A 24,156-nucleotide genomic window follows, 5' to 3' on the forward strand; every position below is an offset into this window, starting at 1 on the left:
CACGCCTCAGACCCCGTAGGGTGGTGGGTATGCGGCGGATCATGGGAACCGAAGTCGAGTACGGCATCGCGGTGCCGGGCGACGCGACGGCGAACCCGGTACTCACCTCGACCCAGGTCGTGCTCGCCTACGCGGCCGCGGCGGACGTCCCGCGGGCGAGGCGGGCACGCTGGGACTACGAGGTGGAATCACCCCTGCGCGACGCCCGCGGGTTCGACCTGACCGGCCCGAGCGGCCCAGGGCACGACCCGGACGTCGAGGACCTCGGCGCGGCGAACGTGATCCTGACCAACGGGGCGCGGTTGTACGTCGACCACGCTCACCCGGAGTACTCGGCGCCCGAGGTGACGAACGCGCGTGACGCGGTCATCTGGGACAAGGCGGGTGAACGGGTCATGGAGGAGGCGGCGCGCAAGGCGGCCACCGTTCCCGGGCAGCCCCCGCTTCAGCTGTACAAGAACAACGTCGACGGCAAGGGCGCGAGCTACGGCACGCACGAGAACTACCTGATGCAGCGGTCGACCCCGTTCACCGCGGTGATCGGGGGACTGACACCGTTCTTCGTCTCCCGACAGGTGATCACGGGTTCCGGCCGGGTCGGCGTCGGGCAGCAGAGCGAGGAAGCGGGCTTCCAGCTCTCGCAGCGGTCCGACTACATCGAGGTCGAGGTCGGCCTGGAGACGACGCTCAAACGCGGCATCATCAACACCCGCGACGAGCCGCACGCCGACGCGGACAAGTACCGCCGTCTCCACGTCATCATCGGCGACGCGAACCTGGCCGAGTACTCGACGTATCTCAAGGTCGGCACGACGGCGCTGGTGCTGGACCTGATCGAGGCGGGTATCCGGTTCGACGATCTGAAACTGGACGAGCCGGTGCGGGCCGTGCACCAGATCAGCCACGACCCCACGCTGAAGGCCAAGGTGTCGCTGGCCAACGGGCGCAAGTACACGGGGCTGGACCTCCAGTTCGCCTACCACGAGATCGCGTCGGCGAACCTGGAGCGCACCGGCGCGGACGAAGCCTCCAAGGAGGTCCTGCGGGTCTGGGGCGAGATCCTCGACGCGCTGGCACGGGACCCCCAGGAATGCGCGGACAGGCTGGACTGGCCGGCGAAGCTGCGGTTGCTCGAGGGCTACCGCGCGCGGGACCAGCTGGCCTGGGGCGCGCCGCGGTTGCGGCTGGTCGACCTGCAGTACTCGGATGTCCGGTTGGACAAGGGCCTGTACAACAGGCTCGTCACCAGGGGTTCGATGAAGCGCCTGGTGACCGAGGAGGAGGTGCTGGAGGCGGTCACGACCCCGCCTTCGGACACCAGGGCCTATTTCCGGGGCCGCACGCTGGAGAAGTACGCCAACTCCATCGCCGCGGCGTCGTGGGATTCGGTCATCTTCGACGTCGGCAGGGAATCGCTGGTGCGGATCCCGACGTTGGAGCCGTTGCGGGGCACGAAGGCCCACGTGGGGAAGTTGCTGGACGACTCCGCGACCGCCGAGGAGCTGGTGGAGGCGCTCACCGGTTCGGACTAGCGGGATTTCCTTTCATCGGGGTTAAGCGATCACGGATCCCACGGAATGTCGGGACCGCTGGGTAGGCTAGGAAACATCGGCCACACCGGGAGGCGAGATGGCTCAGGAAAAGATCGAAAAGCACGGCGGAGGCGACTCGGACGAAGAGTTCGAGGGCGGCGGTCCGGCGGGCCAGGAGCGGCGCGAGAAGCTCGGTGAGGACGTCGACACGATCCTCGACGAGATCGACGACGTGCTCGAGGAGAACGCCGAGGACTTCGTGCGCGCGTACGTGCAAAAGGGCGGCGAGTAGCTCGTTTTCCGGCGGCCCCGGGCCGGGGCCGCCTGTGCGGAGCCGGCGGATCACACAGATTGGAACTTTGAGCACGTATGGAACACACCTCGGGTAAGTCGGCGCTGCCCGCCGCGTACTTCTCGTCGGCGACCTCGTCGTTCTCGGACTTCCTTCGGGCGCAGGCGCCCGAGCTGCTCCCGGAGCGGCGGGTCGCGACGGGCGCGGGCGGGCTGGACGCGCCGCACGGCACGACGATCGTCGCGGTCAAGTTCGCGGGCGGGGTGCTGATCGCCGGTGACCGGCGGGCGACGTCGGGCAACCTGATCGCCTCACGCGACATGGAGAAGGTCCACGTCACCGACGAGTACTCGGCGGTGGGCATCGCGGGCTCGGCCGGGCTGGCGATCGAGATGGTGCGGCTGTACGCGGTCGAACTGGCGCACTACGAGAAGATCGAGGGCGTTTCGCTCTCGCTCGACGGCAAGACGAACAAGCTCGCGGGGCTGGTGAAGTCCAACCTCGAGATGGCGATGGCCGGGCTGGCCGTGCTGCCGCTGTTCGTCGGATACGACCTCGACGCCGAGGACGCGAAGCACGCGGGCCGCATCGTCTCGTACGACGCGACGGGCGGGCGCTACGAGGAGAACGCCGGCTACCACGCCATCGGCTCGGGTTCGCTGTTCGCCAAGGGCTCGCTGAAGAAGCTGTACGACCCCGACGCGGACGCCGAAGGCGCGATCCGGACGGCGGTGGAGGCCCTGTACGACGCGGCGGACGACGACAGCGCGACCGGCGGACCGGATCTGGTGCGCCGGATCTTCCCGACGATCGTGACGGTCACCGCGGAGCAGGGTGCGGTGGCGTTGCCGGTCGAGCAGACGACCGCGGTCGCCGAGGCGGTCGTGGCCGGACGAGCCGAGCGCGGACGCTAGCCAACCTCCCTGTCCCCTTCCCGATGAGAGCCCGAAAGAGCGGAGCACCACAGTGACGATGCCGTTGTACGCCTCTCCCGAGCAGTTGATGCGGGAGCGTTCCGAGATCGCGCGCAAGGGCATCGCGCGTGGCCGGAGCGTGGTCGTGCTCAAGTACCGCGGTGGCGTGCTGTTCGTGGCCGAGAACCCCTCGGCGACGTTGCACAAGGTGTCGGAGATCTACGACCGGATCGGTTTCGCGGCCGTCGGCCGCTACAGCGAGTTCGAGAACCTCCGTGTCGCCGGTATCCGGCACGCGGACCTGAAGGGCTACCAGTACGACCGGCGGGACGTCAGCGCGCGTGCGCTGGCGAACGCCTACGCCGCGACGCTGGGCAGCATCTTCACCGAGCAGCTGAAGCCGTTCGAGGTCGAGGTCTGCGTCGCCGAAGTCGGCGCGACCGCCGCCGAGGACCAGCTGTACCGGTTGACCTACGACGGGTCGATCTTCGACGAGCCGAAGTTCGTCGTGATGGGCGGTCAGGCCGACACGCTCACCACGAAGCTGAAGGAGAGCTTCGAGCCGGACATGGAGCTGGGCGTGGCGCTCGGTGTCGCGGTGAAGGCGTTGCGCGACAACACTCCCACACCCGCGAACGGCGATTCGGACCCGGTGAAGCTCGAGGTCGCCGTGCTGGAGCGGGAGCGGCGGGGCCGCAAGTTCCGCCGGGTCGCCGGTGCGGCGCTGGAGGCGCTGCTGCCCGCCGAGCCCGAAGAGCCGAAGAAGGACGACGCCGACGGCGACAAGCCCGAAGGTGAGTCCAAGAAGGACTGAGCCTCTCTGTACGCGAAGGGCCCTTTCCCACTTTGGGAAGGGGCCCTTCGCGTTCTCGCTGACGTTTGTACACAGTGGAACGCCGTGAAGGCCTCCTTGAGGGACTCTGGGTCCCTCAAGGAGGCCTTCACGGACGCGATGGTCGCCACCAGCAGCCACTGGGCCTGCGCGGGTAGGCACTAGCGGAGTGGTGTGGGCTGAAGGCTCTTTTCACCGAGTCTGATGCGGCGAAAGGAGCCTTCGCCCCCCGGTCGGCTACGGGAGCGGCGGTTCGGTCCTCGGCAGCGAATCAGGGATCACTTGAGCGACGTGGACGCCAGAGGGCCGTGAAGGCCTCCTTCCCTACCTTGAGAGTAGGGAAGGAGGCCTTCACGGAGCGATCAGCCGAGATCAGGCGGGGGTGTCGCCCCACCACTGGCTGCGGCCGCCGGCGATGAAGCTCCACAGCTGGAGCCGCGTGCCGTTGGTGGACGAGTTGCCTTCAGCGGTCAGGTAGCGGCCGCTGGCCGGGCTCTGGAAGCGGACGTAACCCTCGGGGTTGACGGTGCCGCTCCACCACTGGTTCTTGGCGCCGGCGATGAAGTCCCAGAGCTGGACGATGGTGCCGTTGCGGTTGATGCTGTTGAGGTCCGCGTCCAGGTAGCGGCCGCTGGCCACGTTCTGGAAGCGGGAGTAGCCCTCGGGGTTGTCGGTGATGTAGAACGCCTGGTGGTCCGCGTTCAGGTTGCAGTCCCAGAGCTGCATCTTGGTGCCGTTGCGGTTGATGGTGTTCAGGTCGGCGTCCCAGCACTTGTTCGGGTTGAGCCCGGACGGGATGAGGTACATGTCCGCGTCGGCGACACCCGCGGCCTGCGTGCGCGCACCGGTCGAGGTGCGCTTCACCGGGATGAGCTTCATGCCGTGCACGGTGACCGTGTTGAATCCGTCGCCGGCGGGCTTCGGGGCCGCGTTCGCGGCCGGAGCGGTGATCAGGGTCAGGACACCCGCGGCGGCGGCGATGATTCCCGCCAGGCGCTTCATTTTCGTCATTTTCTTTCCCCTTTGTGGAAAGCGTTTTCTCCCAGTGAGGTGAAGGGGAACGGCAGAGGACGACAGGCCGCGACGAAACGCGGCCCGCAGGCCAAGCCGATGAATCCCCCTCGTGGAAGGCTCCGCGTAAACCCCCGAGAAGCGGGCCTTCTCCGAACATCATTCAGGTCTGAACCACGGCCGTCGAGGAGATTTCCGATAGCGGCAATAATGCTGTTCAGCGATGTAACGGAATGGCGCGCCTCGCGATCACACGGCGACGACTTCGAGCAAGGCGAGGACACCCGTGCGCATCGAGCTGACGTTGCAGGACCTGACGCGCGTGCGGCTCGCGCCCGAAGCCGATCCCTTGGCCGAGCTGGTTTCGAGTCTGCAGATCCTGCAACGGCGCGACGCGGGTTCGGCGTTGTTCAACCGGTGGCGGCATCGGGTCCGGCTCGGGCTGGGGGAGTCGGCTTCGGTGCTGTTGTGGTTGTGCCGCCCGTACGCGCCGATTCCGGCGTTCCTCGTGCCGGGCGTGGACGAAAGTGGTTTGGAGGCGGGGCTCGCGGAAGTCGCCCGCACCGACCCGCTGTGCTTGAAATCGGCCTTGCGGGATTTCCCGGTGAACCGGGAGCTGCCGTCGTGGGCGGCGGGATTGCCGGACGGGGACACGGCCGGGCTGCCGAAGCTCGTCCAGGCGATGCAGGACTATTTCGAACTGTCGTTGGCGCCGGGCTGGGAGCCGGCGCGCGCACAGGTGGACGCGGACCGGGGGATGCGGGCGCAACTGCTCCTGCACGACGGCGCCGACGCGATGCTCACGAGTCTGCGGCCGTTGGTGCGCTGGGCTTCGCCGGTGCTGGAGGTCGGCGACGGGATCGTCGGTTCCTGCGGCGCGGACGGCGGCGGGCTGATCATCTCGCCGACGTACTTCGCGGTGTGCCCGGTGATCGTCCCTGCGGCGGGACGATCACCGGTGCGGTTGCTCTACCCCTCGGTGCGGCAGGCGGCCCCGTCGACCGGATACGGCCGCGACGTGCGGAGATCGCCGGACACCGCCCTCGCCGACCTGCTCGGCCCGACGCGGGCGGCGACACTGGCGGTCCTGGCGGTCGGCTGCAGCACGTCGGAGCTGGCCGCCCGGCTGGGCGTGACCCCGTCGGCGGCCAGCAAGCACGCCGCCGTGTTGCGGCGCGCGGGGCTGATCACCACCGAACGGGACCGCAACGCCGTGCTGCACGCGCTGACGCCCCTGGGCACCGCGCTGCTCGGTAATTAGAGCCGGTAGATGGTGAGCGCGCTGGGCCGCGACCGGAAGCGGAAGTCGTTGCCGAGCGGGCCGACCTCGCCGTCGGTGGCGACCCGGCGGTTGCCGTTGAGCAGCCGGACGTGCAGCTCCGGGACGTCGAGCTCCTGGTAGACGTGGCTGGCGTTGAGGCTGTTCGTGATCGTCGCGAGGATGAACCGCGCCCGCGAGTACGGCACGTCGGCGCGCAGGTAGCGCACGTCGAGAAGCCCGGTGTCGAGGGCCGGGCGGCGTGAGGGCGCGAAGCCCTTCGGCGAGTAGGTGCCGTTGCCGACGAACAGCAGCCAGATGCTGGTGTGCTTGCCGTTGAGGGTCACTTCGAGCGGCTTCGCACGCCGGAGGGTGCGGGCGAGCGCGATCGCCGCGGACGGCCACTTCGGATGCCGCTTCTGCAGCTTTTCCCGGATGCGGACCATCTCCGGGTAGCCGCCGAGGCTGGCGGTGTTGACGAAGTAGCGGTGGTCATCGTCGTCGTTGATCTCGACCTCGCCGAGGTCCACTCCGACGGCGTTGCCCGCTTCGGTCGCGGCGTCCGCGTCGGGCATCGAACGCATGCCGACGTCGCGGGCGAAATGGTTGAGGGTGCCCGCCGGGATGAGCGCGAGCGGCAGGTCGTGGTCGGCCGCGACGGCGGCCACCGCGGCCACGGTCCCGTCGCCACCGGCGACACCGAGCGCGCGCACGGTGTTGTCGCGGGCGGCGATCTCGTCGCAGAGCTGATCGCGCAGGTCCCGTTTCGCGTCCGGGTACAGGATGGTGGCCTTGGGCCAGGCGAAGCGGGCTTCCTCGGTCGGGTCCTGGCCGTCGATCCCCGAATGCGGGTTGACCAGGACGAGCATGTCCTCGCCGTCGCGCATCTCGGGCGCCTCGGCGGTGTGCGCGGTGCGGCCGGGGACGTCGTCGTTCAGCGGCCACCAATGCCGCGTCAGCAGGCCCGCGCCGACGCCGATGCCGATCCCCACCCCGACGTCACTGGGCCAGTGGACGCCCGTGTGGATCCGGGAATAGGCGACCGCGGCGGCCAGCGGCGCGAGGGCGGCACCCGCCTTGGGCGATTCCATCGCGACGGCCGTGACGAAGGCGGCCGCCGACGCCGAGTGTCCGGACGGGAACGACGACGAAGTCGGGCGCCGGACGAGGCGCCGGTGCATCGGCACCTCCTCGGCGGCGGGACGGCGGCGCGGGAACAGCGGCTTGCCGATCAGGTTCGCCGCCGCGCTGGCCCCGGCGATGGCGGCCACGCCGCGGAGCGCACCCCGGCGCGTCGGACCCTTCTTCGCGGCGAGAGCGATCGCGACACACCACCAGAGTTTGGACTTGTCCGCACTTTTGGAGAGTGAGGTGATCACGTCGTCGGCCCTGGTCCTCGGCAGGGCCGCACTGCGGGCCATCAGCCGCCGATCGGTCCGTCCGACCTTGCGGAAAGGGCGTTTGAGCTGCTTTAACACGGGTTCCCCACTTCCGGGCCGGGACGTCATGCGCGTGATACCCGATCGGGACTTCCCGCACACCTTTCACCGAATGCAACGTACCGACCGCGTGTCGCCGCCCGAACGGCGCACCTTCAGTGGGTCCTCACCGCCTACTCTGGTGGGATGCAGCGGCGGATCTTTGGCATCGAGACCGAGTACGGGGTCACGTGCACCTTTCACGGGCAACGCAGGCTCTCCCCGGACGAAGTGGCGCGTTACCTGTTTCGGCGTGTCGTGTCCTGGGGGCGTTCGTCGAACGTCTTCCTGTCGAACGGCTCGCGGCTCTACCTCGACGTGGGCTCCCACCCCGAGTACGCGACGGCCGAATGTGACGACCTCGTCCAACTCGTCACGCACGACAAGGCCGGTGAGCGCATCCTCGAGGACCTCCTGGTCGACGCCGAGCGGCGGCTGGCCGACGAGGGCATCGGCGGCGACATCTTCCTGTTCAAGAACAACACCGACTCGGCGGGCAACTCCTACGGGTGCCACGAGAACTATCTGGTGACCCGTGCCGGGGAGTTCTCGCGGATCGCCGACGTGCTGCTGCCGTTCCTCGTGACCCGGCAGCTGATCTGCGGCGCGGGCAAGGTGCTGCAGACGCCGCGCGGCGCCGTGTACTGCCTGTCCCAGCGAGCGGAACACATCTGGGAAGGCGTCTCCAGCGCCACCACGCGTTCGCGGCCGATCATCAACACCCGCGACGAGCCGCACGCCGACGCGGAGCGCTACCGGCGCCTGCACGTGATCGTCGGCGACTCGAACATGGCCGAGCCGACCACAATGCTCAAGGCGGGCTCGGCGAACCTGGTGCTGGAGATGATCGAGGCCGGCGTCCAGTTCCGCGACTTCACGCTGGACAACCCGATAAGGGCCATCCGCGAGATCAGCCACGACCTCACCGGCCGCCGCCAGGTGCGGCTCGCCGGCGGTCGCGAGGCGTCGGCGCTGGACATCCAGCGCGAGTACCATGCCCGCGCCGTCCAGCACGTCAAGGAGACCGGTTCGTCGCCGCAGTCCGAGCGCGTCGTCGAGCTGTGGGGCCGGGCGCTGGAGGCGGTCGAGCAGCAGGACTTCAGCAAGATCGACACCGAGATCGACTGGGCGATCAAGCACCGGCTGGTCGAGCGCTACCGCAACAAGCACGACCTCGATCTGTCGAGCCCGCGGATCGCCCAGCTCGACCTGGCCTACCACGACATCCGGCGTGGCCGCGGCATCTTCGACCTGCTGCAGCGGAAGGGCCTCGTGCGGCGGGTCACCGACGACGGCGAGATCGAACTGGCCAAGGACACCCCGCCGCAGACCACGCGGGCGAAGCTGCGCGGTGACTTCATCGCCGCCGCGCAGGCCGCCGGGCGCGATTTCACCGTGGACTGGGTGCACCTCAAGCTGAACGACCAGGCGCAGCGGACCGTGCTGTGCAAGGACCCGTTCCGTTCGGTGGACGAACGCGTCGAGAGGCTCATCTCCTCGCTCTGAATTACTCCGTGAAGGCCATCTTGGAGGGCGCCGCGCGCTCTAAGGTGGCCTTCACAGATCTTCGAGGGAGAGGTGCGCCGATGCGCCGTGCGTTGCTGGTCCTGCTGGGAGCGGTCGTCCCGCTGGCGTTCACCGGCGTCGCGCACGCCGCGCCGGAGTGTCCCGATCCCGCGTGGGTGGAGACCCCGACGGGCACGGACGCGCAGCTTCGCGGTCTCTCCGCGGTGGATTCCCGTACGGCGTGGGTCAGTGGCAGCAGGGGCACCATCCTGCGCACCACGGACCGCGGACGCACTTGGAAGCCTGTCGCTCCGGCCGGTACCGAGGCGCTCGACTTCCGCGACATCGAGGCCTTCGACGCCGAGCACGCGGTGGCCCTGTCGATCGGGCCCGGCGACGCGTCGCGGATCTACCGTACGGACGACGGCGGCGCGAGCTGGCGACTGTCCTTCCAGAACAGCGAACCGGCAGCCTTTTACGACTGTCTCGCGTTCTTCGACCACCGGCGCGGTCTCGCGATGAGCGATCCGGTGGACGGCAAGTTCTGGCTGCAGTCCACTTCGGACGGCGGCCGCACCTGGAAGCCCGTACCCGCCGAGGGCATGGTGCCTGCGCTCGACGGTGAGTTCGGCTTCGCTGCCAGTGGACAATGCCTCACGACGTCGGGTCCGCGTGACGCTTGGATCGCCACCGGCGGCGGTGCCCGCGCCCGGGTCCTGCATTCCGGCGACGGCGGGAAGACCTGGGAGGCGGCCGACACCCCGTTGCCCAGCGGCGCGTCCGCGGGCGTCTTTTCGGTGACCTTCCGGGATCCGCGGCACGGCGTGGCGATCGGCGGCGACTACGCGGCGCCGAACGCGCCCGGCCCGGCGGTCGCGCTCAGCTCGGACGAGGGCCGCACCTGGCGGACGCCGTCCGAGGCGCCGGTCGGGTACCGCTCAGGCCTGGCGTGGCTGGGGAACACGGTGCTCGCCGTCGGCCCCGGTGGAAGCGACGTGAGCCCGGATGGCGGACGCCACTGGAGGTCGTTCGACACCGGCTCGCTGGACTCCGTCGACTGTGCCCGCGGTGCGTGCTGGGCGAGCGGGGCGAAGGGGCGGGCCGCTCGCCTCGGGACGACCTAAGCTCGAAGGACTATGACCGCACAAGCCGAACCGGTCCCGCAGACCACCGAGCAGCTGGTCGAGGTGCTGAAGGCGCTCGCCAACCCGATCCGGCTCCAGGTGCTCGGGTGGCTGCGTGAGCCGGACCGCCATTTCCCGCCGGAGAAGGCGATCGCCGACCAGAACGAGGTCGGCGTCTGCGTCAGTCATCTCCAGGCCAAGCTGGGGCTCGCGCAGTCCACGGTGTCCGCGTACATGGCGTTGCTGCAGCGCGCCGGGCTCGTCGAGTCCACGCGCGTGGGGAAGTGGACGCACTACCGTCGCGACGAGCGGCGGATCGCGCAGCTCGTCGACCTGCTGGGACGCTCCATCTGACCGCGCCGGGAATAACATATCGAAAATCTGCGATACTTCGATATGTTGGACTCGACCTGAGGAGAGACAGATGGAACTGGGGCGTTTCGGGATCTGGACGTTCGACTTCGAGGATCAGCCCGCGAGCATGCTGCGGGATTCCGTACAGGAACTGGAAGAACTCGGCTGGCCTGCGATCTGGATCCCGGAACGGGACGGGCGCGAAGCGCTGACCCACGCCGGATTCCTGCTCGCGTCCACCGAGCGCATGGCCGTGGTCAACGGGATCGCGCGCATCGGCTCCCGCGGCGCGCGCTGGACCCACGGCGCGGCGCTGCTGCTCGCCGACGCGTATCCCGGCAGGCATGTCCTGGGGCTCGGCTTCGGTGGCGCGCAGCCTGGCGTCAAGCCGCTCGACGCGATGAGCGAGTACCTCGACGAACTCGACACCGTCACCAGCGCGAACCCGTTGCCCGAGGCGCCGATCCAGCGGCTGCTCGCGGCGTACGGACCGAAGATGCTCGGCCTGGCACGCGACCGGTCCGAGGGCGCGCACACTTACCACGTGACGGTGCCGCACACCGCCCAAGCGAGGGAAGTGCTGGGGGAGAAGGCCCTCCTCGGTGTCGAGCACGCCGTGCTGTTCGAAACCGATCCGGGCAAGGCGCGCGAGATCGCCCGTGAACACCTGCACGACTACCTGACGTCGGAGTACAACGTCGCCAAGTTCCGTCGTCTCGGCTACACCGAAGCCGACATCGACGGCGGCCGCGGCAGCGACCGGCTCGTCGACGACCTCGTGTTCTGGGGCGACCTCGACACCATCGTCGCGAAACTGCACGGGCACCTCGACGCCGGCGCCGACCATGTCGGCGTCCAGGTCATCGGTGTCGAACCCGGCGAGTCGGCCATGCCGCATTGGCGGCGGCTGGCCGAGTCGCTGCTGCCGCGCTAGCGGAGCTGGCCGGTCGGGCGGACCACGATCTCGTTGACGTCGACCGAGGGCGGCTGCTCCAGCGCGTAGAGCACCGCCCTCGCGATGTCGTCGGGCTCCAGTTTCGGCTTGGACTTCGAGTCCTCGGGGATCATCGAGGTGTCGACCAGGCCCGGCTGCACGACCGTGACCCGGACGCCGGTGCCGACGGCCTCCTCGCGGATGGAGCCGGCGAGCCCGGTCACCGCCCATTTCGTCGCCGAATAGAGGTTGCCCGGCCGGTGGTAGCGCCCGGCGACCGAGCCGGTGAGCACGAGGTGCCCCTTCGATTCGGCGAGCGACGGCAGGGTCGCCCGCGCGGTGAGGGCGGTGCCGTAGACGTTCGTCAGCACCATGTCCCGCCACTGTTCGGGGTCCGCGCCGCCGTCGCCGAAGAACGAGACGACGACGCTCTGCCCCGCGTTGGCGAACACCGCGTCCAGCCTGCCGAAGGTGTCCTTCACCGTTTCGACCGCGGCGGACAGCGAAGCCCAGTCGGTGACGTCGGCCGCGAGCGCCAGCGCGCGATCCTCGCCGAATTCGGCGACGAGCGGGAGCAGCGCCTCGCGATCGCGGGCGAGCAACGCCAGGCGGAATCCGGCCGCCGCGGCCCGGCGTGCGGTGGCTTCGCCGAGACCGCGGGAGGCGCCGGTGATCAGCAGTACTCGATCGTTCATGCCTCCAAACTAGGCGGCGTGTAGGTGTCCCAATCCGGCACCGGTTCGCCTACGAGCGTGGCGCCCAGCCGGTCGAGGTAGAAATGCCAGCCCTTGAGGATGTCCGAGGTGTCCCAGTCGGTCTTGGGCAATAGGTGCACGAAATCGAGCACCGTTCCTTCACCGCGTTCGGTCAAGGTCAGCTCGACCCGCCACGCGGGCTGATCGGTCACGCCCAGATCCATCACCAGGCGCTTCGGCGGATCGCATTCGCGGATGACGGCCGGCCCCGGTTCGGAACCCTCCTCGGCGGTCATCGTCAGCATGATCGTGTTGCCGACCCCCGCCTCGCCCGTCCACGGGCCGATCCACCGTGCCGTCCGGTCGGATTCGGTGAGCGCCGACCAGACGTCTTCGATCGGGTCCGGGTACTCGCGCCGGAGTTCGAGCCGGGTCACGTCGTTGTCCATGATGCGAAGATAACCGTGGACTTAATTAAGCGTCAACTTATGAGAACCAGCCGTCCGCGGAGACCGCCCGCCGCCAGGAGTTCGTGGGCTTTCATCGCCTCACTCAACGGCAGGGTGTCCGCGACCCGCAGGACGAGCGTGCCGTCGTCGACCATGTCCGCCAATCCGGTGAGTGCGGCGCCGTCGGCGTGGATCCAGACATGCTCGACCGTGATGCCGCGCAAGGGGATCGGCGCCGCTCCGGCCGCGAACACCACGAACCGGCCACGGCTCGCCACGGCGTCCAAGGCTTCGAGCCCGAGCAGGGCCGTGTCCAGTGCGGCGTCGACACCGCCGGGGATCGCCGCCCGCACGCGATCGGCGAGGAAATCCCCACGGGGCACGAAAATCTCCGCGCCGAACCCGCGGACCAGTGCCTCGTCGGCGGAACCGGCGACCGCGACCACCCGGAAGCCGCGTGCCTTGGCCAACGTGACCGCGTAGCCGCCGACGGCCCCCGCCGCACCGGTCACCAGGACCGTCGCTCCCGGCGGGAGATCGAGAAGATCGAGCGACTGGACCGCGGTGAGACCGTTCAACGGCAGGGTCGCGGCCTCCTCGGGAGACGCCGTCCGCGGTGCCGCGGCGAGCGCGTCCGCGTCGAGGACGACGAACTCGGCGTACGTGCCGAGCGCCGCCGACGGCCGGTCCCGCAGGCCGATCACGCTGTCGCCGGTGGCGAATCCGGTGACCCCGTCGCCCACGGCGTCGACCGTTCCCGCCACGTCCCACCCGAGCCCGAGCACCTCACGCGGCGGGACGATCCCCGCCTCGGTCAGGAAACCCGACCGGGTCCCGGCGTCGACCGGGTTGACGCCGGCCGCGGCCACTTTCACCCGTACCTGCCCGATTCCCGGTTCGGGCACCGGGATTTCGGCGAACTCCAGGACTTCCGGGCCGCCGAACCGGCGGACCACCACTGCACGCATCGTTTCTCCTCCAGGTGATCGTTCTCCACGAACGTATGGGGAGTTACTCTCCATCGGGAAGTACGCACTTCGAGGTGCCCAACCCACACGGAGGTACGCGCACGTGGTCACGCGCACGGCACAGGAACGGCGAGACGAGGATAAACGGGCCTACGACGCCTATCTCGCGGCCTGTCCCGCCCGGAAACTGCTCGACGAGGTCTCGGGCAAATGGGTCAGTCTCGTCCTCGTGGCGCTCGGCGACGGGCCCCAGCGCTACAGCGACCTCTCCCGCCGGATCGCCGGTGTCAGCCAGAAGATGCTCACGCAGACCCTGCGGACCCTGGAGCGGGACGGTCTGCTGACCCGCACCGTCACTCCGTGCGTGCCGGTGCGGGTGGACTACGAACTGACCGAACTCGGCCGGAGCCTCCGGCAACTGCTGGCCGGGATCAAGGACTGGGCCGAGACCCGGTTCGACGAGGTCGAGACGGCCAGGGATCGTTACGACGCGCGATCGGCGGCTGTCACCATCGGGTCGGACGGCGCGGGCTAGGGTAGCCGGGTGTCCACCGCACGCGCCGAACGTCTGGTCAACCTGGTTCTGGCCCTCCTGTCCACCCGGCAGTACCTCACCGCCGAGCGGATCCGGGGCATCGTGCCCGGGTACGCCGACGCGGCCAGCGACGAGGCGTACTTCCGCATGTTCGAGCGCGACAAGACCGAACTGCGCGAGCTCGGCATCCCGCTGGAGACCGGCCGCAACTCGGCGTTCGACGCGATCGACGGCTACCGCATCGCGCGGCGCGACTACGAACTCGGCGAGATCGACCTCGCGCCCGACGAAGCGACCGCGGTCGGGCTCGCCGTCCGGCTGTGGGATTCCCCGGAACTGACCGGTGAGGCCCAAGGCGCGCTGGTGAAACTTCGCGCAGCCGGGGTCGAGGTCGATGACCACGCCCCGACCGTCGTCGAACCCCGTGTGCGGGCCGAACCGGCGTTCGGTCCGCTGCTGGCCGCCGTCCAAGCCGGACAGGCGGTGCGCTTCGAATACCGGCGCAGTGGTTCGGCCGAGCGCAAGATTCGCACCCTCGAACCGTGGGGCGTGGTGTCGTGGAAGGGCCGTTGGTACGTCGTCGGGCATGACAGGGACCGTGGCGCGTCCCGCTGCTTCCGCCTCTCGCGCGTGACCGGGAAGGTCGACGCCTTCGGAGAAACCGGCGTCGTCGAACGCCCGGAAGGGGTCAACCTGCTGAAGATGGTCTCCGCCAGCAGTGGCGAGGACCCGTCCGCGCCGACCATCGCCAGTGTCTGGGTCGCCGACGGCCGGGCCGCCGGGGTCCGCCGCCGCGGCCGGGTGGTCGGCCGCAGCGACGCCGGGGGAGAAGAAGGCGACCTCGTGGAGATCGAGCTGTACTACCCGGAATCGGCCGCGGACTGGCTCACCGCCCACGGCCCGGACGTCCTCGTCCTCGAACCCGACGTCCTCGCGAAGTCGGTCTTCAGCCGTCTCGAAGCCATCGCGCACGCCGGTGGTGCCCGATGAGCACCACCGGACGGATGCCGCGCTTGCTCGCGCTCGTGCCTTACCTCCTCGCCCGGCCCGGCATCAAGATCGACGACGCCGCCCACGACTTCGACGTCACGCCCAAGCAGCTGCGCAAGGACCTCGAGCTGCTGTGGATGTGCGGGCTGCCCGGCTACGGGCCTGGCGACCTGATCGACCTCTCCTTCGAGGGCGACACGATCGTCGTCACGCACGACGCCGGGATGAACCGTCCGCTGCGGCTCACCGGCGGCGAGGCGACGGCGATGCTCGTCGCGCTGCGGGCCTTGGCCGAGACACCCGGAGTGGTCGACGCGGACGCCGTTCGCCGCGCCATCGCGAAAATCGAAGCCGCCGCGGGTCAGGCGCAGCCGTCGGGGATCGTCGTCGGTGGAGGAGTGCGCGAAGGCAAGAAGACCGCCGGGACGCGCGAAGCCGTCCGAGCCGCCCTCACCGCGAAGCGCGCGCTGCGGATCCGGTACTACACCGCGTCGAAGGACGAGATCACCGAACGGACCGTCGATCCGATGCGGCTGCTCATCGTCCAGGCGGTCGGCTATCTCGAAGCGTGGTGCCGCCGCGCCGAGGGCGTCCGGTTGTTCCGGCTCGACCGCATCGACGAACTGACCGTGCTCGACGAACCCGCCGTCCCGCCGGCACACGCCCGGCCCACTGACATTTCCGATGGTGTTTTCCGGCCGCGTCCCGACCAGCAGGAAGCCGTCCTCGTCCTCGATCCCGACACACGCTGGGTAGCCGAGTACTACCCCTGCGAGGAGCTCGACGAGCTCGACGGCGGGCGGCTGCGCATCCGGATGCGCTACGCCGACGAGTCCTGGATGGTCCGGCTGATCCTCGGTCTCGGCGGGGACGCGCAGGTCGAGAGCCCGGCCGCGCTCGGAGAGGCAGTTCGTCGACGAGCGGCCGACGCACTGGCCCGGGTTCGTCACCTAACGTCAACCTACGAGCAGTAGGGTGACGCCGTGTCGTACCTGCCGAGCATCGCGCTCGCCGTCGCCGGGCTGATCCTGCTCTTCGTTCTGCTAATCAAATTACGCAGAGTCTTGCGCGTGCTCACCCATACGGTGAGCATGGTGGCTACGAACACCCGAAAACGGACAGGGCTTCTTCGTGCCAGGTCGGCCGCGCTCCGCGTGGCGATCGCGCAACGACGCGAGCCCGAAGACCGGTAACATCACCTACGACAGACTCGAGAAGGAGGCCGCAAACGATGAACGCGCTGCAGCCGTGGCACATCATCATCCTGGTGCTCGTCGTTGTTCTGCTGTTCGGCGCCAAGAGGCTTCCGGACGCCGCGCGGTCCATCGGCAAGTCCATGAAGATCTTCAAGGCCGAGACCAAGGACATGGCCGGGGACAAGGACAAGGCCGCCGAGACCGAAGAGGTCGAGACCAAGCAGCTGCCGCAGGCCACCACGCCCGCGCCCGCCGCGAACGCGCAGGACAAGCAGGTCGCCGACCTCCAGCGTCAGCTCGACGAGCTCAAGAAGCAGCAGGCCGCCACGCCCGCTCCGGCCGAGCAGGCGCAGAAGAACGCCAGCTGAGCGGTCTTACTAAGCCAAGCGGAGCCTGTTCGCGGATGAGCGCGCCGAAATCACGGCGCGCTCATGGTGGACCCTGACGAGAACGGACTGTCCAGTGGCGGATTCCGCCTCAGGTGAGGAGCGCCGCGGGTCGACGCGGCGTAAGCGCAGCCGTCGGAAGAACCCCGACGGCACGATGACGCTCATCGAGCACATCTACGAGTTCCGGCGCCGCCTGGGCTTCGCGCTGCTCGCCATCCTGGCGGGCGGGATCATCGGCTTCATCTGGTTCCAGACCAGGGTCGGCCCGATCCCGTCGCTGGGCGACATCATGACCGGCCCGTACTGCGGTATCCCTTGGGAGCGCAGGCTCGGAGCCAAACCGGACGGTCATTGCCAGCTGCTCCAGACGGTGCCGTTCGAAGCCTTCATGATCCAGCTGAAGGTCGGTCTGGCGGCAGGCGCGGTGCTGCTGGCGCCGCTGTGGCTCTACCAGATCTGGGCGTTCATCGCGCCCGGCCTCTACTCGAAGGAGCGCAAGTACGCGCTCACCTTCGTCTTCTTCGCGTCGATCCTCTTCGCCTTCGGCGCGGTGCTCGCGTACCTGCTCATCCCGCACGCTCTCGAGCTGCTGATGAACTTCGGTGGCGACCAGTTCATCACCGCCCTCACCGGTGACAAGTACATCTCGTTCATCCTGTCGCTGCTGCTGATCTTCGGCGTCAGTTTCGAACTCCCGCTGTTCGTGGTGATGCTGAACCGCGTCGGCGTCCTGAAGTACCAGACGCTGAAGAAGTGGCGCCGCGGCCTGATCATGGTCGTGTTCGTCTTCGCCGCCTTCGCGACGCCGGGTTCGGACCCGTTCTCGATGCTCGCCCTGGCGGGCGCGCTGGTGGTGCTCCTGGAGCTGTCCATCCAGATCGCGCGCTTCCACGACCGCAAGCTCGACAAGGAACGCGGCACCGAGGGCTGGGACCAGCTCGCCGACGACGAGGCCGCGCCGTTCGACTACACGCCGAGCACGATCGACGAGGAGCCGTCGGCCGCCACGAACGGCAAGCGCACCAGCACCGACGACGTCACCTGAGCCGGGGATGCACGCGGCACTGGCCGTCCACCCCGCCTCGGGTAACGGGGCCGCGGAACGGCTGATGGAGTCGGTCGCGGCGCGGCTGCGGCCCGTCGTCGACCGGCTCGACGTCCTCGTCGCGCACACGGTCGAGGAATCCCGCGCGCTGATGACCGACTCCCGCGCGGCCGGTCTGGACGTCCTCGTCGTGCTCGGCGGTGACGGCGCGGCGCATCAGGGCGTTCAGTTCTGCGCCGAATCCGGTGTCGCGCTCGGGCTCGTCCCCGCGGGCACCGGCAACGACTTCGCCAGGGCGCTGGACATCCCCGAACGGCCGCACGCCGCCGCCGATCTCGTCGCCAGGCGGATCGCGGAGGGGAAACGGCGACGAGTCGATCTCGGACGGGCCGGTGGCGAATGGTTCGCCACCGTGCTGTGCTCCGGCTTCGACGCGCTGGTCACCGAACGCGCCAACCGGCTGACCTGGCCGCGCGGCCCGCGCCGCTACGACGTCGCGATCCTGGCCGAACTCGCCGCGTTCCGGCCCCGGCCGGTGGTGCTCCGCACGGACGTCGAGACGCTCGAACTCGACGCCACCATGATCGCCGTCGGCAACACCCCCTTCTACGGCGGCGGCATGCGGATCTGTCCTGGAGCCGATCCGGAGGACGGGCTGTTCGACGTCACCGTCGTGGGCAACGCGACCCGGCGCGACCTGCTCCGCATGCTGCCCGGTGTCCGCTCCGGGCAGCACATCGAGCATCCGGCGGTCCGGACCCTCAAGGCCGCCCAGATCCACCTGGCGGGCAGCGACCTGCCCGTCTACGCCGACGGTGAGCCGGTGGGCAGGCTGCCGCTCGACGTCACGTGCGTCCCCGGAGCGCTCACCGTCGTCGGGTGAGCCCGGCGTAGTCACCCGCCCGCCACACCTGCCCGCGGAACGTCATGGCCGACATCAGGTCCCCGCGCGGGAAGAACACCCCACCGCAGCGATGGCAGAACCACGCCTGCCGCCAGTACGCCAGGGCGTCCGGGATACCTCGCCGGATCCGCGCGTTGCGCCGTAACCGGAGTACGAACAGCATGGCGAACAAGCCGACCAGCGCGAAGGCGCCGAAGGGGAAGATCCAGGCGCCGATGGCCGCACCGACACGGCCGCTCGCGGTCGGCGCGGGGTTCTCGGCGAGCGAGTCGGTGGCGAAGGAGACGAACGCGAACGCGGGGATCAGCAGCACCAACGCGAGCGTCAAGAAGCACCCGCCGCCGCGAAGTACCGGATACGGGTTGAGCGACGCCGCGGTCGCGGTCACCGACACACCCGTGTGCGTCGTCGCGGTGTAGACCACGCCGTCACCGGCGGGGATGGCCGTCATACCGCCTTGCACCCGGTAGGTCGTCTGCCCGCTCTGGAACACCGCCGGCACACTCTGCACCTGGTCTACCTGCGCGCACTGCGGGCAAGCGATCTCCATGCCGTCCCCTCTCGATCACGAATCCGCCCCTTGGATGACAGAGGCGTGGCGGCCGTTCCCGAGATCGTCACACCGAGTGCGAACTGTCGGTGGGGTATGGAACCCTGACGAAGTGGTCAATAGCCCTTCTCAGACCCCGGCCGAGGCCTACGCGGCCTCCCAGCGCCGCGCTCGATACCCCCAGCTGACCCGCTTCGCGGCCGAATCGTCGTTCGAGTTCGACGACTTCCAGGTCCGCGGCTGCGAGGCGCTCGAAGACGGTCACGGTGTGCTCGTCTGCGCGCCCACCGGCGCCGGGAAGACCGTGGTCGGCGAGTTCGCGGTGCATCTCGCCCTCGCCGAGGGGCGCAAGTGCTTCTACACGACGCCGATCAAGGCGTTGTCGAACCAGAAGTACGCCGACCTCGTCGGCCGTTACGGCGTTGACGCGGTCGGGCTGCTGACCGGCGACACGTCGATCAACGGCAACGCGCAGGTCGTGGTCATGACCACCGAGGTCCTGCGCAACATGCTCTACGCCGGGTCGTCGACCATCGGCGAGCTCGCGTACGTGGTGATGGACGAGGTCCACTACCTCGCCGACCGGTTCCGCGGCGCCGTCTGGGAAGAGGTCATCCTCCACCTGCCCGAGCACGTCCGCGTCGTCGGCCTGTCGGCCACGGTGAGCAACGCCGAGGAGTTCGGCGAATGGCTCGTCGAGGTCCGTGGCGACACCACCGTCGTCGTCGACGAGCACCGCCCGGTGCCGTTGTGGCAGCACATGCTGGTCGGCAACCGCCTGCTTGACCTGTTCGCCGGCCAGGAGGAACACGCGCCCGGCGCCGAACTGCGGATCAACCCCGGCCTGCTGCGCCGCACCGAGGAGATCGGTGGACGGTTCGCCCCGGCCGGGTTGCGCGGACCGCGCGGGCGGCGAGGCGCGCCGTCGCGGATGCCGCGGTTCCGGCCCACGTCCCGCACGGACACGGTCGAGCGGCTGGACAACGCCGGTCTGCTCCCCGCCATTGTGTTCATCTTCTCCCGCGCCGGCTGCGACGCCGCCGTCGGTCAATGCGTCCGGTCGGGTCTGCGGCTCAACGGCCCCGAAGAGGTCGAGAAGGTCCGTCGGATCGTCGCTGAGCGCACCAAGGACCTGCCCGAAGGCGACCTCGGCGTCCTCGGCTACTGGGAATGGCGCGAGGCGCTCGAACGCGGTATCGCCGGGCACCACGCCGGGCTGCTCCCGGCGTTCAAGGAGACCGTCGAGGAGCTGTTCGTCCAGGGGCTGGTGAAGGTCGTCTTCGCCACCGAGACGCTCGCGCTCGGCATCAACATGCCCGCGCGCACCGTAGTGCTGGAACGGCTGGTCAAGTACAACGGCGAGGCGCACGTCGACCTGACGCCGGGGGAGTACACGCAGCTCACCGGGCGGGCCGGGCGGCGCGGGATCGACGTCGAAGGCCACGCGGTCGTCGTCTGGCAGCCGGGGATCGACCCGAAGCAGGTCGGCGGCCTGGCCTCGACCAGGACGTATCCGCTGCGGTCGTCGTTCCGGCCCGGGTACAACATGGCGGTCAACCTGGTCGCCCAGGTCGGCGCCGACGCAGCCCGTGACCTGCTGGAACAGTCGTTCGCGCAGTTCCAGGCCGACCGGTCGGTGGTCGGGACGGCGCGGCGGATCGAGCGGAACAAGGAGGCCCTGCGGGGCTATACCTCCGCCATCACCGGCGATTTCGACGAGATGCTGGAGTACGTCGAGCTGCGGGCGAAGATCTCGGCACGGGAGAAGGCGCTGTCGCGGCAGAACACGTCCGCTCGCCGGGCGGGCACCGCCGAGTCGCTGGAGAAGCTCCGCAAGGGTGATGTCATCGCCGTGCCCGCGGGACGGCGCGCCGGGCTGGCGGTCGTCGTCGACCCGGGGCTCGACCCGATCCGCGAGCCGCGGCCCGTCGTGGTCACCGAGGACCGCTGGTCCGGACCACTCTCGGTCTCGGACTTCCCGTCGCCGGTCGAGGCGCTGGGGAACATCAAGCTGCCGAAGCACATCGAGCTCCGCTCGCCCAAGACAAGGCGCGACATCGCCTCCAGTCTGCGCAACGCGGGAATCTCCTTGCCCGGCAGGCAAAAGCGGCGCGCCGGGGCCAATGAGGACGGTGAGCTGGCCGCGCTGCGGCGGGCGCTGCGGGCGCATCCGTGCCACGGTCTGGCCGAACGCGAGGCGAATCTGCGCTGGGTCGAGCGCTACCAGCGGCTCACGGCCGAGACCGAGCAACTGGAACGCAAGGTCGCCGCGACCACGCACTCGCTGGCGCGCGCCTTCGACCGCATCCTGCGGCTGCTCGGCGAGCGCGGTTACCTCGGCCCCGCGTCGAAGGGCGACGGCGAGGACCGGGTCACCGAACACGGCAAGCGGCTCACCCGGCTCTACAGCGAGTCGGATCTGCTCGCCGCCGAATGCATCCGGCACGACGTCTGGAAGGGCCTGGCCCCCGCCGAACTCGCGGCCGTCGTCTCGACGCTGGTTTTCGAGGCACGCCGAGACACCGCGGGAGAGCCTCGCCTGCCCGCGGGCAAGGTGGTCGACGCCTGGCAGGCGACCACGCGCCTGTGGATGGAGCTCACCGAAGACGAGCGGCGGCACAAGCTGGACCGCACCCGCGAGCCCGACGCCGGTTTCGCCTGGCCCGTCTACCGGTGGGCGCGCGGCGAATCGCTGGAGAAGGTCCTCACCGCCGCCGAAGCGAACGGGCAGGAGCTCTCGGCCGGTGACTTCGTCCGGTGGTCGCGGCAGGTCATCGACCTGCTCGACCAGATCCGCGACGTCCTCGGCAAGGCGGATCCGGTCGGCGCGGCGGCTTCGGACGCGGTGAAGGCTTTGCGCCGCGGAGTCGTGGCGGCCGGCGGCGCGTGACCGGAGGCGTGACTCGCGTGATCAGGGACGTGACTCGCGTGATCAGAGGCCGCACTCGGCGTGTTCCGCCTCTGATCACGCGAGTTCCGGCTTCGATCACGTGAGTGCGGCGTTGGGCTGACCGGCGGAACGGACGCACCTCCGGTGTGAGCACGGTCGCGGGGAGATGGCCCGACACCACCCGGGAACAGTGGGCAGGGGCGCCGACCTGTGGTTGGATCGCCCACGACGGCCATGCAGGTCGGCCGGTGACGATGGCGGAACAGGCGGAGGCGAACGATGAGCACGCCGTATGGCGGCAACGACCCGCAGCAGCAGCCCCAATGGGGGCAGCAGCCGGGCTACGGCCAACAGCCGGGCGGCGCTCAACCGCCGAGCGGCCCGCAGCAGCAACCGCAGTGGGGCCAGCAGCCGCAGTACGACCCGTCGCAGACCCAGCAGCAACAGCCTCAATGGGGTCAGCAGCCCGCGCCGTACGACCCGTCCCAGCAGCAGCCCGGGTATCCGCAGCAGGATCCCTCCCAGACGCAGCAACAGCAGCCGCAGTGGGGCCAGCAACCGCAATACGGCCAGCAGCCGGGCTATCCGCAGAGTGGGCCCCAGCAGCAGCCGGGCTACCCGCAGAGCGGCCCGCAGCAGCAGCCCCAGTACGGGCAGCAGCAGCCCGGCCAGTACGACTACGGCCAGAGCCAGTTCCCGGGCACCCAGGGCGAGGCGCAGGACAAGCCGAAGTCCAAGAAGGGCCTCTTCATCGGCATCGGCGCGCTCGTGGTGATCATCGCCGCGGTCGGCATCCTCGGGTTCGTCACGCCGGGCTGGTTCAACACCCAGGTCTTCAACAACACCCAGATGCAGACCGACGTGCAGAAGCTGCTCACCGAGACCTACGGGATCAAGGAGATCAGCGCGGTCACCTGCCCCTCCGGCCAGGAGGTCAAGGACGGGGTGAAGTTCACCTGTACCGCCACGATCGAGGGCAAGCCGCAGGAGGTGCCGATCACCGTGAAGGGTGACACCGGCAACTACGAGGTCTCGCCACCCGCCACCACCAAGTAAACCGCGGGCGCCTGACACGGTCGATCCTGCATGATCGTGTCATGAGCGACTTTTCAGTGCGGCCGCTGCGGTCCGACGAGGAACGAGCCGCGACGGATCTGTTCAGGCGGGCCTTGCACGTCAAGGAGATGACCGACGAGGAATGGTCGGCCTCGTCCGTGTCGTTGCAGCCGGGCCGCGGGTTCGGCGCGTTCGATCCGGAGCTGATCGGGACCCTCCGATCCTTCGATTCGGAAGTGACCTTGCCCGGTGGCGCCACCACGCCGCTCGCCGCGGTCAGCCTCGTCGGTGTCCGTGCCGACCGAACCCGCCGTGGCGTGCTGACCGCGTTGATGCGTGCCCAGTTCGAGGATTTCGCCGCCCGTGGGGTTCCCGCGGCGATGCTGCACGCGTCCGAGGGCGCCATCTACGGCAGGTTCGGATACGGCGTCGCCGTGCGGGCCAAGTCGATCGAGATCGACCGGCGCCGCGCCCGGTTCCGTCCCGAGGTGCCCGCCGGTGGGGAGATCTCCGTCCTCGACCTGGAGAGCACCATCGAGCAATGGCCTTCGCTCTTCGACGCGCTCCCACGCACTCGGCCCGGCATGATCGCGCGGAGTCCGAATCTGTGGCCGGGCTACGTCCGGGAAGTCCGCCGGGCGACCACCCCGATCTCGACCGCGGTGCACCAAGGCGCGGATGGTGTCGACGGCTATGTCACCTACACCGTCGAGCGTGCCCAGTTCGGCTCACCGGCACTGCTTAAGGTCCAGTCCTTCCACTACGCGAGTCCCGACGCGTTCGCCGGGCTGTGGCGCTACCTGCTGTCCGTGGACCTGGTCGACCGCATCACCGCCGAGAAGCGGCCGCTCGACGAACCGGTGGAGCTGCTGTTCACCGACCCGCGTGACGTGGCGGTGAACAAGGTCCAGGACGAGGGCTGGTTCCGGCTGGTCGACGTCGAGACGATGCTCGGCGCCCGCACGTACCGGGGTGAACCGGTCGTCATCGAGGTCACCGATCCCTTCCTGGAGCACAACTCCGGCCGCTATCGCCTGTCCGAGGACGGCGCCGCCCGCACCACCGACCCGGCGGATCTCGAACTGCACGCCGACACCCTGTCGATGGTGTACCTCGGTGGCTGGCGTCCCTCGGATCTCGCGTTCGCCGGACGCGTCCGCGCGACCGGGGAGACCGCCCTGGAGCGAGCGGACCAGCTGTTCGGCACGCGGGTGAACCCCTGGTGCGGTACCTTCTTCTGACGTTGGATGATCA

The 24,156-nt window shown here is 69.3% G+C and carries 25 protein-coding genes; 19 read left to right on the top strand and 6 right to left on the bottom strand.

Annotation, left to right across the window (positions count from 1 at the left end; genetic code table 11):
• Positions 1-29 precede the first annotated feature (29 nt).
• The 4 genes from dop (at position 30) to prcA (ending at position 3,552) form a co-directional block, all read left to right on the top strand.
• Positions 30-1,532, top strand: a complete 1,503-nt coding sequence (gene dop, locus AMK34_RS03610; protein WP_038513877.1) for a depupylase/deamidase Dop — start codon at positions 30-32, stop codon at positions 1,530-1,532.
• Positions 1,533-1,629: 97 nt separating this feature from the next.
• Positions 1,630-1,824, top strand: coding sequence for a ubiquitin-like protein Pup (locus AMK34_RS03615; protein ID WP_005150863.1), 195 nt, complete (start codon positions 1,630-1,632; stop codon positions 1,822-1,824).
• A gap of 77 nt (positions 1,825-1,901) precedes the next feature.
• Entirely contained in the window at positions 1,902-2,738 is an 837-nt protein-coding gene (prcB, locus tag AMK34_RS03620) for a proteasome subunit beta (RefSeq protein WP_038513874.1), read from the top strand.
• Between the two features lie 52 nt (positions 2,739-2,790).
• Entirely contained in the window at positions 2,791-3,552 is a 762-nt protein-coding gene (gene prcA, locus AMK34_RS03625) for a proteasome subunit alpha (RefSeq protein ID WP_038513871.1), read from the top strand.
• 390 nt (positions 3,553-3,942) lie between these two features.
• Here the strand turns inward: prcA and AMK34_RS03630 are convergent, their stop codons facing one another.
• Positions 3,943-4,581 carry an RICIN domain-containing protein gene (locus AMK34_RS03630; protein WP_073842880.1) on the bottom strand — a complete coding sequence of 213 codons (639 nt, stop codon included), beginning with the start codon at positions 4,579-4,581 and terminating at the stop codon, positions 3,943-3,945.
• A 286-nt stretch (positions 4,582-4,867) separates the two neighbouring features.
• Here AMK34_RS03630 and AMK34_RS03635 point away from each other — a divergent pair, with 286 nt between their 5' ends.
• Positions 4,868-5,842 carry an ArsR/SmtB family transcription factor gene (locus AMK34_RS03635; RefSeq protein WP_073842882.1) on the top strand — a complete coding sequence of 325 codons (975 nt, stop codon included), beginning with the start codon at positions 4,868-4,870 and terminating at the stop codon, positions 5,840-5,842.
• On the opposite strand, the gene AMK34_RS03640 is transcribed toward AMK34_RS03635, so the two are convergent.
• Positions 5,839-7,317 (bottom strand): bifunctional phosphatase PAP2/diacylglycerol kinase family protein, encoded by a 1,479-nt coding sequence (locus AMK34_RS03640; RefSeq protein WP_038513863.1) that lies wholly within the window; start codon positions 7,315-7,317, stop codon positions 5,839-5,841. The genes AMK34_RS03635 and AMK34_RS03640 overlap by 4 nt on opposite strands.
• A gap of 147 nt (positions 7,318-7,464) precedes the next feature.
• Between AMK34_RS03640 and pafA the strand changes: the two genes are divergently transcribed.
• The 4 genes from pafA (at position 7,465) to AMK34_RS03660 (ending at position 11,235) form a co-directional block, all read left to right on the top strand.
• Positions 7,465-8,823 carry a Pup--protein ligase gene (pafA, locus tag AMK34_RS03645; protein WP_037337524.1) on the top strand — a complete coding sequence of 453 codons (1,359 nt, stop codon included), beginning with the start codon at positions 7,465-7,467 and terminating at the stop codon, positions 8,821-8,823.
• An 80-nt stretch (positions 8,824-8,903) separates the two neighbouring features.
• Positions 8,904-9,947 carry an oxidoreductase gene (locus tag AMK34_RS03650; protein ID WP_073842885.1) on the top strand — a complete coding sequence of 348 codons (1,044 nt, stop codon included), beginning with the start codon at positions 8,904-8,906 and terminating at the stop codon, positions 9,945-9,947.
• Between the two features lie 12 nt (positions 9,948-9,959).
• Positions 9,960-10,301: an ArsR/SmtB family transcription factor gene (locus tag AMK34_RS03655; RefSeq protein ID WP_037337530.1), complete on the top strand. Its 342-nt coding sequence runs from the start codon at positions 9,960-9,962 to the stop codon at positions 10,299-10,301.
• Between the two features lie 70 nt (positions 10,302-10,371).
• Positions 10,372-11,235 (top strand): TIGR03620 family F420-dependent LLM class oxidoreductase, encoded by an 864-nt coding sequence (locus AMK34_RS03660; RefSeq protein ID WP_073842887.1) that lies wholly within the window; start codon positions 10,372-10,374, stop codon positions 11,233-11,235.
• Here AMK34_RS03660 and AMK34_RS03665 read toward each other — a convergent pair.
• Genes AMK34_RS03665 through AMK34_RS03675 form a run of 3 tightly spaced genes read right to left on the bottom strand, consistent with a single transcriptional unit; the run spans position 11,232 to position 13,347 of the window.
• On the bottom strand, positions 11,232-11,930 hold the full coding sequence (locus AMK34_RS03665; RefSeq protein WP_073842889.1) for an SDR family oxidoreductase: 699 nt from the start codon (positions 11,928-11,930) through the stop codon (positions 11,232-11,234). The genes AMK34_RS03660 and AMK34_RS03665 overlap by 4 nt on opposite strands.
• The gene (locus tag AMK34_RS03670) at positions 11,927-12,379 is read right to left on the bottom strand and encodes an SRPBCC family protein (protein ID WP_073842891.1); all 453 of its coding nucleotides are present in this window, start codon (positions 12,377-12,379) and stop codon (positions 11,927-11,929) included. Before AMK34_RS03670 ends, AMK34_RS03665 begins: the two co-directional genes overlap by 4 nt.
• Before the next feature lie 32 nt (positions 12,380-12,411).
• The gene (locus tag AMK34_RS03675) at positions 12,412-13,347 is read right to left on the bottom strand and encodes an NADP-dependent oxidoreductase (RefSeq protein ID WP_073842893.1); all 936 of its coding nucleotides are present in this window, start codon (positions 13,345-13,347) and stop codon (positions 12,412-12,414) included.
• A gap of 103 nt (positions 13,348-13,450) precedes the next feature.
• Here AMK34_RS03675 and AMK34_RS03680 point away from each other — a divergent pair, with 103 nt between their 5' ends.
• From AMK34_RS03680 to AMK34_RS03710, 7 genes are all read left to right on the top strand, one after another.
• The gene (locus AMK34_RS03680) at positions 13,451-13,882 is read left to right on the top strand and encodes a winged helix-turn-helix transcriptional regulator (RefSeq protein ID WP_073842895.1); all 432 of its coding nucleotides are present in this window, start codon (positions 13,451-13,453) and stop codon (positions 13,880-13,882) included.
• A gap of 9 nt (positions 13,883-13,891) precedes the next feature.
• The gene (locus tag AMK34_RS03685) at positions 13,892-14,872 is read left to right on the top strand and encodes a helix-turn-helix transcriptional regulator (RefSeq protein WP_038513844.1); all 981 of its coding nucleotides are present in this window, start codon (positions 13,892-13,894) and stop codon (positions 14,870-14,872) included.
• Positions 14,869-15,846, top strand: coding sequence for a helix-turn-helix transcriptional regulator (locus AMK34_RS03690; protein WP_038513841.1), 978 nt, complete (start codon positions 14,869-14,871; stop codon positions 15,844-15,846). Before AMK34_RS03685 ends, AMK34_RS03690 begins: the two co-directional genes overlap by 4 nt.
• 9 nt (positions 15,847-15,855) lie before the next feature.
• Entirely contained in the window at positions 15,856-16,065 is a 210-nt protein-coding gene (locus AMK34_RS03695) for a bacteriophage holin (RefSeq protein ID WP_038513838.1), read from the top strand.
• A 38-nt stretch (positions 16,066-16,103) separates the two neighbouring features.
• Positions 16,104-16,436, top strand: a complete 333-nt coding sequence (gene tatA / locus AMK34_RS03700) for a Sec-independent protein translocase subunit TatA (protein WP_073842897.1) — start codon at positions 16,104-16,106, stop codon at positions 16,434-16,436.
• Between the two features lie 94 nt (positions 16,437-16,530).
• The gene (gene tatC / locus AMK34_RS03705; RefSeq protein WP_073842899.1) at positions 16,531-17,502 is read left to right on the top strand and encodes a twin-arginine translocase subunit TatC; all 972 of its coding nucleotides are present in this window, start codon (positions 16,531-16,533) and stop codon (positions 17,500-17,502) included.
• A 7-nt stretch (positions 17,503-17,509) separates the two neighbouring features.
• Positions 17,510-18,385: a diacylglycerol/lipid kinase family protein gene (locus AMK34_RS03710; RefSeq protein ID WP_073842901.1), complete on the top strand. Its 876-nt coding sequence runs from the start codon at positions 17,510-17,512 to the stop codon at positions 18,383-18,385.
• On the opposite strand, the gene AMK34_RS03715 is transcribed toward AMK34_RS03710, so the two are convergent.
• Positions 18,369-18,956 carry a hypothetical protein gene (locus AMK34_RS03715; RefSeq protein WP_073842903.1) on the bottom strand — a complete coding sequence of 196 codons (588 nt, stop codon included), beginning with the start codon at positions 18,954-18,956 and terminating at the stop codon, positions 18,369-18,371. The two genes, AMK34_RS03710 and AMK34_RS03715, sit on opposite strands and share 17 nt — an antisense overlap.
• A gap of 112 nt (positions 18,957-19,068) precedes the next feature.
• On the opposite strand from AMK34_RS03715, the gene AMK34_RS03720 reads away from it, so the two are divergent.
• The 3 genes from AMK34_RS03720 (at position 19,069) to AMK34_RS03730 (ending at position 24,143) form a co-directional block, all read left to right on the top strand.
• Positions 19,069-21,846, top strand: a complete 2,778-nt coding sequence (locus AMK34_RS03720) for a DEAD/DEAH box helicase (RefSeq protein ID WP_038513824.1) — start codon at positions 19,069-19,071, stop codon at positions 21,844-21,846.
• Between the two features lie 279 nt (positions 21,847-22,125).
• Positions 22,126-22,902: a DUF4333 domain-containing protein gene (locus AMK34_RS03725; protein WP_037337566.1), complete on the top strand. Its 777-nt coding sequence runs from the start codon at positions 22,126-22,128 to the stop codon at positions 22,900-22,902.
• 41 nt (positions 22,903-22,943) lie between these two features.
• Positions 22,944-24,143 (top strand): GNAT family N-acetyltransferase, encoded by a 1,200-nt coding sequence (locus AMK34_RS03730; protein ID WP_073842905.1) that lies wholly within the window; start codon positions 22,944-22,946, stop codon positions 24,141-24,143.
• Positions 24,144-24,156: the final 13 nt, after the last annotated feature.

This window comes from Amycolatopsis sp. CB00013, assembly GCF_001905755.1.
GTDB classification, from domain to species: domain Bacteria; phylum Actinomycetota; class Actinomycetes; order Mycobacteriales; family Pseudonocardiaceae; genus Amycolatopsis; species Amycolatopsis japonica.